The following is a 12,357-nucleotide window of genomic DNA, read 5'->3' as shown; positions in this document are numbered from 1 at the left end:
TGGATCGATGTGCGAGCCTCTCGTCCTCCCCTGAAAACCCGGTGCGAACCCCTCCCGACGGAGCCGCTGGCCGGCGCTCGTGATGAGTTCATCCGCATTTTTTTGGAGGGGACACCTTTCGGTTTCCCGGGGCGGACAGAGCATGCCGCTCTGCTCATCATCGCCATTCCCGGGACGAAAAGCCATCCGCCACACGGAACCTCGCCCGATGCGCCGGGACAGCCGCCACACCTGCCTGATCGCGTCTGTTTACCGACTCCGCCGCCCGCGTGAAGCCGGGGACAAAAAACGGCCCCCATGCTCTGCGGAGAGCACGGGGGCCGCTGGTCTATCGACAGCTCGACGTCAGGAAGCAGCCGGCGCAGGCGGAGCGACGGTGATCTGCCGGTCCTGCAGGACGGGAAGCACGTCGCGCAGATCGCGCTGGGCGCAGTAGGCGAGGTCGTCGCCCAGCCCCGCGTCGATGATGGCGCGCCCCGCCGTAGTCTGCGGAAACATCGCCGCGGGATCGGGATACGCCTCGGCGAGCGCGATGGCGGCGCGGGCGCCGTCGTTGAGCTCCCACGTGTCGTCCGGCCGCGCCGCCATCACCGCCGCGGCAAGCTGCCCGGCGCACACCGCGTCCTCCAGCCCGAACGCGCGGTCGCGCCCGGCGCAGAGAAACACCGGCTCCGCGCCGCTCCGGACGATGTCATCCACCACCGCCTGGAAGTTCAGCCACGACCCCACCGTCACCCGCCCGCCGGCAGACGCCGCGGCCAGCGCCAGCGTGCCGTTGGTGGTGGACATCACCACCATGCGCCCGGAAAGGCGCTCGGAGGTGAACTCGACGGGCGAATTTCCCAGGTCGAACCCCTCGATGGGAAGCGCCTTGCGCTCGCCCGCCAGGAGCGTCTGATCGCGCCCCAGCGTGTTGGCCAGGCGGATCGCTTCCTCGATCGTTCCCACGGGATACAGCGTGCGCGCGCCGGAAGCCAGCGCCTCGACGATGCTGCTGGAGGCACGCAGCACATCCAGCACCACCACCGTACGCTCCGCGAGTTCCCCCGGCACCAGCTCGCCGAGGGTCAGCAGCACATCCAGCCTCATCTCAGGCCCCCGCCCGTTCCGCCATCCACCGCTCCAGGAACTTGGTGTCCACCTGGCCGGCGACAAAGTCCGGGTTGTCCATCACCTCAAGGAGGAAAGGGATGGTGGTATGCACGCCCTCGATTACCGTTTCCTGCAGCGCGCGGCGCATGCGGGCGATGGCTTCCTCGCGGTTGGCGCCATGCACGATCAGCTTGGCGAGCAGCGAATCGTAGAACGGCGGCACCCGGTACCCGGCGTACACGTGCGTGTCGACGCGCACCCCCGGCCCGCCCGGCGCGTTGAACACCGACACCGTTCCCGGCGACGGCGCGAAGTTGCGCGACGGGTCCTCGGCGTTGACGCGGCACTCGATGGCGTGCCCGCGCAGCCGGATGGGCACGTCCGGAATGCTGAGCCGAAGCCCGGCGGCGGCGCGGATCTGCTCCTTGACCAGGTCGAACCCCGTGCACATCTCCGTCACGGGGTGCTCCACCTGGATGCGCGTGTTCATCTCCATGAAGTAGAACGAGTTGTCCTCGTTCAGCAGCATTTCGATGGTGCCCGCGCCCACGTAGTCGATGGCCTTGGCGCCCGCGACTGCCGCGTTGCCCATGGCCTCGCGCAGCTCCGGCGAGAGCGCGGGCGACGGGGCTTCTTCCAGCAGCTTCTGGTGGCGCCGCTGAATGCTGCAGTCGCGCTCGCCCAGGTGAATGACGCGGCCGTGGCTGTCGCCCAGAATCTGGAACTCGATGTGCCGCGGGCGCGCCAGGTACTTCTCCACGTAGACGGAATCGTCGTTGAACGCGGCCGAGGCTTCCGCGCGCGCCATGCCGAACGCGGCGATGAAGTCTTCCTCGTTCTGCGCCACGCGCATTCCCTTGCCGCCACCGCCCGCGGCGGCCTTGATCAGCACGGGAAAGCCGATTTCGCGCGCGGCGGCCAGCGCCTCTTCCGGATCGGCGATGGCGTCGGTGCCCGGAACGATGGGCACCCCCGTCTCGCGCATCGTCCGGCGCGCGGTGGCCTTGTCGCCCATCAGCCGGATCTGCTGCGGCGTGGGCCCGATGAAGGTGATTTCGCTGGCTTCGCAGATTTCCGAGAACTCGGCGTTCTCGGCCAGGAAGCCGTAGCCCGGGTGGATGGCGTCGGCGCCGGTGATTTCGGCGGCGGCGATGATCCGCGGGACGTTGAGGTAGCTTTCGCGGGCGGAGGGCGGGCCGATGCACACGTCTTCGTCGGCGAAGCGTACGTGCAGGCTTTCGCGGTCGGCCTCACTGTAGACGGCCACCGTGCGAATGCCCAGCTCCCGGCAGGCGCGGATGACGCGGAGGGCGATTTCGCCCCGGTTCGCGATCAGGACTTTACGGAACACGTTGTTCGTCGATTCAGGCGTCGCGGCCGGGCTTCTTGCCCCAGTCCATTTCCTGCTCGCCCGGCTGAACGCCGGAAACGCGCAGGGCAAACTCGGAGGGATTGGACGCGTAGTGCATGGCCCACTCGTAGCTGATCCAGCCGCGGGAGTACAGGTCCAGCAGCGACTGGTCAAACGTCTGCATGCCGTACTGCACCCGTCCGTCGGCGATCAGGTCCGGAATGGACTGCGAGTCGTCGCCGGTGCGGATGAGCTGCGCGATGGCGGCGGTGTTCACCAGGATTTCCGCGGCGGGAACGCGTCCCGGCCGGTCGGCGCGCGGAATCAGGCGGAGGGAAATGACCGCCTTGAGCGCGTTGGCCAGCATGCCGCGGATTTCCTGGTGCTGATGCGGCGGAAAGAACGAGATGATGCGGCCGATGGTCTGCGTCGCATCCGTCGTGTGCAGCGTGCTGAGCACCAGGTGCCCCGTATCCGCCGCCTTGAGCACGGTTTCCATGGACGGCCGGTCGCGGATTTCCCCCAGCATGATGACGTCGGGGTCCTGCCGCAGCACGTGGCGCAGCGCGTCGTGGAAGGAGTGCGTATCGCTCCCCACCTCGCGCTGGCTGATGATGGCCCGCACGTCGCGGTGCAGAAACTCGATCGGGTCTTCGACCGTCACGATGTTCACCGCGCGCCGCTCGTTCAGGTAACGCACCATGGCGGCCAGCGAGGTCGACTTTCCCGACCCCGTGACGCCCGTGACCAGAACCAGCCCGCGCGGGCTCAGCGCCACCTGCTCCAGCACGGGCGGCAGGTCCAGCGTTTCCAGCCCGGGGACCTCGAAGGGAATGCCGCGAAAGGCCATTCCCAGCGTGCCCCGCTGCTGAAAGATGTTGGCGCGAAAGCGGCCCAGCCCCTGTACCCCGATGGCGAAGTCGATCTCCTTGCGCTCGGCAAACTCTTCCCGCTGACGCGGGCTGAGCGTCTGCTCCGAGCACTTCTTGAGATCTTCGGGGCGCAGGATGGGGAGTTCCGTCTCCGACAGTTCGCCGTTGACGCGCACCACGGGAGGGCGGCCCACCTTGAGGTGCAGGTCGCTGCCGTTGCGCCGCACCATCTCGTGCAGCGCGTCCCGCAGGCTGAACTCGCGGCCCCCGCCGGACCGCGCGGCGGCCGCCCCCTCCGTCATGCTCACGCCGGGTCGATCCGGAACAGGACCTGCCCGTACTCCACCGGCTCACCGTTCTCCACGCAGATCTCGCGGATGGTGCCGGCCACGTCGGCGGGAAGCTCGTTCATGAGCTTCATCGCCTCCAGAATGCACAGCGTCTGCCCCTTGCTCACGCGGGTGCCCGTCTCGACGTACGACGGGGCCTCGGGCGCGGGCGAGCGGTAGAAGGTGCCCACCATGGGAGACTTGATCTCCACCAGGTTGCTGGCCGGCGCGGCGGGCGCGGCAGCCGGGGCCGCGGCCGGAGCGGCGGCGGGCGCCGGAAGCGCGTGCTGCACCGCCGGAGCGGCGTGCAGGGCGGGCGCGGCCATGGCCGCGCTCACCGGGGCCGGCGGCGGCGTCTTGTTGATGCGGATGCGGGTTCCGCCGCGGCTGATCTCCAGCGAGTCGATGCCGCTGCCGTCCACGGCCTCGATGAGGCCGCGCAGGAAGTCCAGTTCGATCATTTGGCGCGCTCGATGTACTTGTCTTCGCGGCGGTCCACGCGGATCATTTCGCCCTCGTTCACGAACAGGGGCACCTGCACGACGGCGCCGGTTTCCAGCGTGGCCGGCTTGGTGCCGCCGGTGGCGGTGTCGCCGCGCACGCCGGGGTCCGTCTGCGTGATGGTCAGCGTGACAAAGAACGGCAGTTCCACGTTGATGACGGTTTCACCGTGCACCAGCCCGTCGCACTCCATCCCCTCCTTCAGGTACTTCAGCTGGTCCTCGCCGATCACTTCGCCCGAGAGCGGGATGTCGTCGTAGGTCTGCGTGTCCATGAAGTGGTAGTGGTGCCCGTCGGAGTAGCTGTACGTGATGGGCCGGTGCTCCAGCCGCACCTCGTCAATGCGGTCGCCGGCGCGGAACGTCTTTTCCAGCACGGCGCCGGTGAGCACGTTGCGCAGCTTGGAACGCACCACCGTGTTGCCCTTGCCGGGCTTGTGGTGCTGGAACCACATGATGGTCCAGAGCGTCCCGTCCATGTTCAGGGTCATTCCGTTCCGGAAATCGGCCGTCGTCGCCACAATCGCTCCTCGTAGAAAACTAAGGGACGGAACTGAAGTGCTCAGTGCCCGGTGCCCAGGTTCAAAAAAGTCCAGACTGAAGTGCCCGGGATCAGGTGCCCGGGGATCAGGTGCCCGGGGATCAGGTGCCTGTGCCGGTCCGCCCGAGGAACCGGGCACTAGGCACCGGGCACTTTTCTTTTGATGTTCTCCACCAGCGCGCGCAGGCCCAGCCGGTAGCTGTCCACGCCGAAACCGGAGATCACCCCCACCGCCCCGGCCGCCAGCCAGGACCGATGGCGGAAGGGTTCGCGGGCAAAGACGTTGCTAAGATGCACTTCCACGTACGGACGCGCCACTCCCGCGAGCGCATCCGCCAGCGCGATGCTGGTGTGCGTGTACGCGCCTGCGTTCACCATGAAGCCGTCCACCCCGGCCGCGGCCGCGTGTACGTGGTCGATCAGGCCGCCTTCGTGGTTGCTCTGAAAGGACGTGACTTCCACGCCCAGTTCCGCGGCAAGCTCCGCGACGGCGGCGTTCACGTCCTCCAGGGTGGCGCGGCCGTACACCTCCGGCTCGCGCGTGCCCAGCAGGTTCAGGTTGGGCCCGTGGACGACGGCGATCTTCATCGCTTCAGGCTCTGCAGCCACGCCTGGAACGATTCCAGGTCCTCGTCTTCCTCGTCCTGCCCGCCCGCGGGGGCGCCGGGCTGCGCGGCCGGGGGCGCGGGCGGCGTCACCGGCGAAGGCGCGGGCTCGAACGCGGCGGACGGTGCCGCTGCGGCCGCGGGCGTCGGCGGCGCGGCGGACTCGGGCGCGGCGGGGCCGGAAAAGAAGTCCTCGAACGAGAACCCGTCGCCCGCGGGCTGCGCCGGGGCTTCCGGGGCGGGGGGCGCCGCGGGGGCCTCCCACGGCAGCAGCCCCTCGTCGTCCGGCTGCGCGGACGGGGTGGCGGCCAGGTCGTCCGCGAGTTCAAAGCCGGCCAGGTCCGCGGCCGCGGCGGGCGCGGTGCTCCAGGGCTCGTCGTCCAGCATCGGCAGATCCAGATCCGCCGCCGGCGCGTCGAGCGGGGCGTCCCACGGATCGGGCTGCGCCGCGGCGGCCGCGGTGTCGTTCAGCGACGGCGCCGACCAGGGATCATCCTGATCCGCAACCGCCGGCAGGTCCTCCGCCCGCGTGCCGAAGTCGATGGGCGCAAAGTCATCCACCGAAGCGACGTCATCATCCCCGGAAACGTCGGCGGGGAGGTCGAGCGAAAGCGCCGCGGAATCGTCCGCGGGCGCCTGGTACGGCGCGCGGTCGTCCGCCGGCACGGGCGCGTCGTCCACCCCGGTGCGCAGGGCGGGCACGTCCGCCTGCCCCGCGTCGGCGGCGGGCTGCGCGTCGTCCGGCACGGTGAAGTCGGAAACGCCCGTCTCGTACGGCGCCGCGTCCGCCGTGGACACGTCGAAGCCGGACACGCGCGGAAGATCGTCCGCTACCTGCGGGGCCGCCGGTTCCGCTGCAGGCACGTAGGGCGCGCCGCCCGGCTGCCAGTTCAGGAGCGACGAGAAGTAGCTCTGCATCGTCCGCGCGGCCGGAGCGGCGGCGGAACCAGCGGCGGCGGGCACGTCGTCCTCCTCGTCGTCGCCCTCATAGCCCAGCGGGGCCGCGGCGACGGCCCAGTCCGCGCTCAGGTCCGCGACTTCTTCCGCGGAGGCGTGGATGTGCTGTTCGCCTCCATCGTCCGCGATCACGATCAGGTCGAAGCCTTCCGACTCCGTTTCCGTCACCGAGGGCGCGGTCCACTCATCGCGGACATCGTCCGCGCTCGGGGAAGCTTCCGCCTCCACGCCGTCGAACCCGGCGGAGAACGAATCCGCGAACGGATCGGCGGACGCAGCGGGTCCGGACCCCATTGCCTCGGATGTCGCGGCGGCGCCGGACGCATCCGCCAGCCCGGCGGTCAGGTCCAGGTCATCCCCGAAGCTTGCTGCGTCCGACGAGAATGCGTCGCCGGGCGTGCTGGCGTAGAACGACTCGTCCACGATGCCGGTGAACGGATCATCCGCGGCCGGGGTGGAGAACTCGTCGTCCGCCGGCGCGGTGTAGAACGACTCGTCGACGGTGCCGGAGAACGATTTGTCCGCTGCGGGGGCGGAAAAGGAATCGAACGCGACCTCCGCGGCGGAGCCGGGCACCGGCGTTGCCGTCCCCGCGGCGAACGCGTCCACGCCCTGCAGCCAGGCGGGGGCGTCGCCCTCGTCCATCGCGGCGGCGTCCGCGTTCAGCCTGCCCTCGATTTCCGACAGTCGGCGCACCAGTCCCGGCTCGTCGCCGCGCTGCTGGATCAGCTCGCGGTACACCTCCGCCGCGCGGGCCAGCAGCCCCTGGCTGGCGTACAGCTCCGCCATGGTCTCGGTGACGACTTCCGCGTCCACGTGGTCGTGCGGGTCGCCCGCGCCCTGCCCGCCGGACGCGGCGCCGTCGAACCCGATGCCGCCGTCCAGCTGCATCAGCCCGTCCGCGTCCGAGTCGTCCTCGCCGCTGAAGTCCAGCAGGGGAAGGTCGGCGCCGGCGGTGGGCGCGTCCAGCAGGTCGTCGCTGAACGTGGGAAGCGCCAGGTCCGCCGCGGCGCTCTCGCCCAGGTCCTGGCGCGCGTCGGAGTTCAGCCAGTCGCCCGTGCCCTCGGCGCCGAGCGAAGGCGCAGAATCGAACGAAGGCGCGGCGTCGAACGACGGGGCCGAGTCGAAGCTGGACGAGGTGTCGAGAAAAGCGGGCTCGTCCGCCGGCTTTTCGTCGTCCAGGCTCATGCTGCCGAACGCGAACGCATCGAAATCCGACGAGGAGGCCGGCTGCGTTTCGGCCGTCGGCGTGGAGGGCGCGGCGTGGTCCAGCGAGATCTCGCCCCACTCGCCCGCGGCGGCTTCGGCCTGGGCCTCGGCGCGCGGGGACGCGGGCTCGGAGTTCAGGTCGATCAGCCCGAACCCGCCGTCGTCCTCCGCGGCGAAGCCGGCTTCGGACGCGGTGCCCGCCACGCGGTCCGCCTGCCCCGCCCCGCCCCACTCCGTCCCCGTGCGCACCGGCTGGTCCAGCGTGGCCGCGTCCGCGCCGGAGCGCGCCAGCCCGGCCAGCGCCTGCCGCGCCTCGGCGTTCATGGGATCCACCGCCAGCAGCTCGTTGTACCAGCGCTGCGCCTCGTCGCGCCTGCCCGACTGCGCGGCCATTTCCGCCAGCGTGCGCAGCGCGATCAGGTTCTGCGAATCGATGGAAAGAACGTAGTGGAACTCGTTGGACGCTTCCTGGTACGCCCCGCGGTCCGCCAGGCAGCGCCCCAGCAGCACGTGCGGGCTCAGCCCGGGAAAGCGCTTCAGGTGCTCCCGCAGGATTTCTTCGGCACGCCCCGGCTCGCCCGCCTCGCGCCATGCCCCCGCCAGCGCCACGAAGTAGCGCCCGGGGTTGTCGGCGAAGCTGGTTTCGAGCGACTGGATGCGGGACGCCAGCTCTGGGGAAAGATCGGCCATACCGTGTAACGGGGCGCGGGAGAAAGCCGGAGCGAGGCTGGAGTGACAGGGGGTGCAACTTAAATCTGGCGCTCCGGCGGTGTCAACAAACCCGGCCGGGTTGCGGGAGCGGGGCCGCGTAACTATTCTTTGCGGCTTCACTTTCCGCATCCCCAGCGGCGTTCGCGTACCCCTCAAGGCAGGACGCGCTCCCGGCCGTCCTCGTTCAAGCACGGAGTCCGTTTCCCCATGATGCAGTTCATCCGCTCCAATGTGGGCAAGGTCCTGGTGTGGATCATCATTCCGGCGTTTCTGGCCTGGATGATCTTTCAGATCGGCATGGACGTGCTCGGCCAAGGCAACGGCAGCCCCACGGCGCTCGGCCGGGTAAACCGGACGGACATCACCGTTCAGGCCTACAACGACCGCGTCAACCAGCTGACGGCCAACGCCCAGGCGCAGGGCGCCGACATGACGCCCGAAATGACGCGGCGCCTGCGAGAGGAAGCCTGGCAGGGTCTGGTGAACGAGGCGCTGCTCAACCAGGAGCTGGACCGCCGCGGCATCACCGTCAGCGACGCCGAAGTGATCTGGGCCTCGCGCAACATCCCTCACCCGGAGCTTGCGCAGCAGGAAATCTTTCAGACCAACGGCACGTTCGACCTGCGCAAGTACCAGGAGTTCCTGTCCGGCCCCAACATGACGCCGCAGATGTACGCCATGCTGGAGCAGTACTTTCGCCAGGGGCTCCCGCGGGAAAAGCTGGCCAGCCAGCTTTCCGCCGGCCGCTACGTGAGCGACGCCGAGCTGTGGCGCGCCTTCCAGGACCGTTCGGAAACCGCCACGGTTGATTACGTCTCGCTTCCGCTGGAGAAGCTGGCGCCGGCGGTGCCCACGGTGACCGACGCCGAGGTGCGCGCGTTCTTCGACGCCAACCAGGACGAGTTCAAGCGGTCCAGCGGCGCGCGCCTGCAGGTGGCGTACGTGCCGCTCACCATTACCGAAGCCGACCGCCAGGCCACCGTCCGCCGCGCGCAGGAGCTTCGCGCCGAGCTGGTTGCCGGCGCCGACTTTGCCGAGCTGGCGCGCAGCCAGAGCGATGACAAGGCCAGCGCGGTGCAGGGCGGCGACCTGGGCTCGTTCGGCCGCGGGCAGATGGTGCCGCAGTTCGATTCGGCGGTGTTCTCGCTCCCGGTGAACGAGATTTCGCAGCCGGTGATCAGCCAGTTCGGCGTGCACCTGATCCAGGTGCAGGAGCGCACGGGCGACCAGGCCAAGGCGCGCCACATTCTGCTCAACTTCGCCAAGAGCGACGAGGCGGTGGGCCAGGTGGAGACGCAGCTCAAGAACATCGCGGCCAAGGCGGCCAACGGCGGGCTGCGCGCCGCGGCGCAGGGCGCGCCGGGGGTGATCTTCCGCGACAACGTGGACGTGACGGCCGAGTCGCCGTTCGCGGCCGGCATCGGCTCGGCGAGCGAGGCGCTGGACTGGGCCGCCACGGCGGAGCAGGACCGCGCCGCGGGCGAGGGCACGGGCGTGAGCGACGTGCTGGAGTCCGATCAGGCGATGTACGTGGTGCAGTTGATGGAGTACCGCACGGCGGGCGAAATGACGCTGGCCGAGGCCACCCCGCAGATCCGCGAGCGCCTGGTGCGCCGCAAGCGTTCGGCGGCGGCGCTGCAGGCGGCGAGCCGGCTGGTGGCGCAGATCAACGCCGGGCAGACGCTGGAGCAGGTGGCGGCGGCCAACGGCGCCGCGGTGCAGCGCACCGGTCCGTTCACCCGCGTGGACGCCAACCCGGTGTTCGGGCAGGCCAACGCGGCGATCGGCGCGGCGTTCGGCACCCCGCTCAACCGCGTGGGCCCGGCGGCGGAAACGCCGGCCGGCGTCTTCCTGATCCGCCCGGTGGCGCGCACGGCGGCCGACCGCGCGCAGTTCGAGGCGCAGAAGGACGTTCAGCGCCGGCAGGCGGCCGCGTCCATGCGGCAGGAGATGTTCCAGCAGTGGCTGACGGATGCCCGCAAGCAGGCCCGCATCCGTGACGACCGCGCCACGCTGGTTCGCCAGAGCTGATCGCGCGTTCCCGCTGGACCCGAGCCCCGCCATCCGGATTCCGGGTGGCGGGGCTTCTTCTTTTCTGTTGATGAGGATCAGCGTTTCGGCGGATGCGGATGATGAAAAACGTAGATTGGCGGGGGTTCGGGCATCCGGGCTGGGGCGACTGAAGTCGCGGCAACAACGGCGCGAAGTCCGCCTTCGCGGACTGGGGTAGCGGCTCCGGCGCGCGCCGCCCGCACCGGACCCGCCGCCGGGGTCGGTTGAAGCCCCGAACGTGGACGCGTCAGCGGCCACGTGTCGGGGCTTACCGCTGTTTGAGCGGCGGATTCATTCGCTCAAGACACTCCGCGCCGCACACCGAATCCCGAGTTCGCGGCGGTGGTGGGATTCGTCGCGACCGGCGCTCGGCCGCCCCCGCACACGGAATCCCGAGTTCGCGCCGGGACCGGGGGCTGGGTCAACGACCGGCACTCCGCCAACCGAAAACGCGAACGAGCCCCGCCTTCCATTGGAGGCGGGGCTCGCGGTGCTTCGGGATCGGACGGTGATCAGTCCGCGGTGAGCCAGTCCAGGATGGCGTCGCTGACGGCGGAATCGCTTTCGCGGTCGAACGCCACGAACATGGGGCTGCTGTTGATTTCCATGAACACCAGTTCGCCCGTTTCCGCGTGCGTCTTGAAGTCCGCCGCGCCAAACTCCATCCGCAGCCGCTCCATAAGCCTGCCCAGCGCCACCAGAAGCGACGGATCGATGCTTTCCACCGGCAGCAGCTCCACGCGGGTGTCATCCGCCGCGCGGTAATCCAGTTCCTCGCTGATGACGGCAAACGGAATGAAGCGGCCGCCCACACCGTAGATGCGCACCTCCGGCGCAATCAGCCGCTCCTGCACGAACGCGGGCGCGGCAGAGCGGCCCTCGCGCAGCCCCGTGCTGGCGCGCAGGTCGCGCACCATCTGCGTGTACCCGCCGCCCGGAACCGGCTTGGCGATCATGTCATCCGCGCCCGGAACCTCGTCCAGCGCCGCGACTTCGTTGGTGATCAGCGTGCGCGGAATGCGCAGCCCGCACTGCGCCGCCGTCCGCAGCATGAACGGCTTGTTCACCTGGCCGGCGTAGTCGCGGTTCATCACGCGGAACTCGTCGTGCGCCAGCATCCACCCGTGCAGCACCGTGTACCACGCGTTGGCGCGAAACACTGCCGAGGCGCGCTTTTCCGCCAGCCCGGTGAACACGTCGTGGCGCAGAAAGCCGCAGCCCGGACGGATTTCCTCGCCCTCCACCAGCAGCGTGTCGGCCTGCATGTCCCAGGTGAGGCCCGGGTTGGAGCCGGCGCCCACGCGCACGTCCACCACGTTCAGGCCACGCTCGTTCGCGCGCCGCAGCAGGGCGGTGATGTTGGGGTCGGCGTCGCCGCCGGCAATGAGCACGCCGGTGCGGGGCGGCGCGGCAAGGGTGGCGGAAGCGGGGTGCAGAGCCGTGGCTGGCATGGATTTACACGCTGGGATGACAGGATGGCGGGCCCGGGGAACGTGCCCCGGACCCGCCGCGGAAGCGGATCAGAACTCGCCGAACGGGTTCTCCGTCTCCACCGATTCCATCACGACGCACTCTTCGTAGCGCGGCGCGGTGGTCGGGTTTTCCTCGCCGCAGGCGAGCGTCTTGTCGCGCATGGTGATTCTCCGGATGCGGGTGTATGCACGGCGCGCGGAGCGGGGGTGCTCCGGGCCGCTGCAAAACCATAGCGGATCGCCATCCATCAATCAAGTAACGTCGGATAATGAGTACGAAGGGGACATAAGCAGATGCCGCCGCATTTCCGCACCGCTACATTCCCTTTCCACCAGGCTGGCGCGACTGCCGCACTATCCTTCAATCCCGCACATCGCTCCACCAATACGGAGAACCGACGCCGACAGCACGATGGCGGATTCGGTGCGGATTGCAGGTGATCATCCCCCTCACGCACGGACGTAGTTGAAGCCCCGAACGGCGCCTGTGGGCGACGTGTCGAGCTTGCCGCTGTCCGAGCGGCGGATTACCCACTCCGCGCAACACGACTGCCTGATCATCCCTCAACCTGCCTCCTCATCATCATCGTCCGGCGACACTCACTCCCATCCGGCGACCGAGGATGATCGGCTGATCGCATCCGCCGACCTGTTTGTTCAATCAAC

9 protein-coding genes are annotated in these 12,357 nt (G+C 69.4%); 1 reads left to right on the top strand and 8 read right to left on the bottom strand.

Features of this window, described 5'->3' with window-relative positions:
* Positions 1–345: 345 nt before the first annotated feature.
* From HNQ61_RS09060 to HNQ61_RS09030, 7 genes are all read right to left on the bottom strand, one after another.
* Positions 346–1,089 (bottom strand): 2-phosphosulfolactate phosphatase, encoded by a 744-nt coding sequence (locus HNQ61_RS09060; RefSeq protein ID WP_170035627.1) that lies wholly within the window; start codon positions 1,087–1,089, stop codon positions 346–348.
* Between the two features lies 1 nt (position 1,090).
* Positions 1,091–2,443 carry an acetyl-CoA carboxylase biotin carboxylase subunit gene (gene accC / locus HNQ61_RS09055; protein ID WP_170035626.1) on the bottom strand — a complete coding sequence of 451 codons (1,353 nt, stop codon included), beginning with the start codon at positions 2,441–2,443 and terminating at the stop codon, positions 1,091–1,093.
* A gap of 13 nt (positions 2,444–2,456) precedes the next feature.
* Complete coding sequence (locus tag HNQ61_RS09050; RefSeq protein ID WP_170036004.1) at positions 2,457–3,617, bottom strand: type IV pilus twitching motility protein PilT; 1,161 nt, start codon at positions 3,615–3,617, stop codon at positions 2,457–2,459.
* Between the two features lie 2 nt (positions 3,618–3,619).
* Positions 3,620–4,102, bottom strand: a complete 483-nt coding sequence (gene accB, locus HNQ61_RS09045; RefSeq protein ID WP_183685626.1) for an acetyl-CoA carboxylase biotin carboxyl carrier protein — start codon at positions 4,100–4,102, stop codon at positions 3,620–3,622.
* A complete protein-coding gene (gene efp / locus HNQ61_RS09040) occupies positions 4,102–4,665 on the bottom strand; it encodes an elongation factor P (RefSeq protein WP_170035624.1) in 564 nt (187 codons plus the stop codon). The genes accB and efp overlap by 1 nt, the downstream gene beginning before the upstream one ends.
* Before the next feature lie 158 nt (positions 4,666–4,823).
* Positions 4,824–5,273 carry a type II 3-dehydroquinate dehydratase gene (aroQ, locus tag HNQ61_RS09035; RefSeq protein WP_170035623.1) on the bottom strand — a complete coding sequence of 150 codons (450 nt, stop codon included), beginning with the start codon at positions 5,271–5,273 and terminating at the stop codon, positions 4,824–4,826.
* Positions 5,270–8,146: a tetratricopeptide repeat protein gene (locus HNQ61_RS09030; RefSeq protein WP_170035622.1), complete on the bottom strand. Its 2,877-nt coding sequence runs from the start codon at positions 8,144–8,146 to the stop codon at positions 5,270–5,272. Before HNQ61_RS09030 ends, aroQ begins: the two co-directional genes overlap by 4 nt.
* Before the next feature lie 228 nt (positions 8,147–8,374).
* Between HNQ61_RS09030 and HNQ61_RS09025 the strand changes: the two genes are divergently transcribed.
* A complete protein-coding gene (locus tag HNQ61_RS09025) occupies positions 8,375–10,198 on the top strand; it encodes a peptidylprolyl isomerase (protein WP_170035621.1) in 1,824 nt (607 codons plus the stop codon).
* A gap of 533 nt (positions 10,199–10,731) precedes the next feature.
* On the opposite strand, the gene HNQ61_RS09020 is transcribed toward HNQ61_RS09025, so the two are convergent.
* Complete coding sequence (locus HNQ61_RS09020; RefSeq protein ID WP_170035620.1) at positions 10,732–11,670, bottom strand: ATP-grasp domain-containing protein; 939 nt, start codon at positions 11,668–11,670, stop codon at positions 10,732–10,734.
* Between the last annotated feature and the right edge of the window lie 687 nt (positions 11,671–12,357).

This window comes from Longimicrobium terrae (assembly GCF_014202995.1).
Lineage (GTDB): Bacteria > Gemmatimonadota > Gemmatimonadetes > Longimicrobiales > Longimicrobiaceae > Longimicrobium > Longimicrobium terrae.
This window is presented reverse-complemented; position numbering and strand designations above follow the sequence as displayed.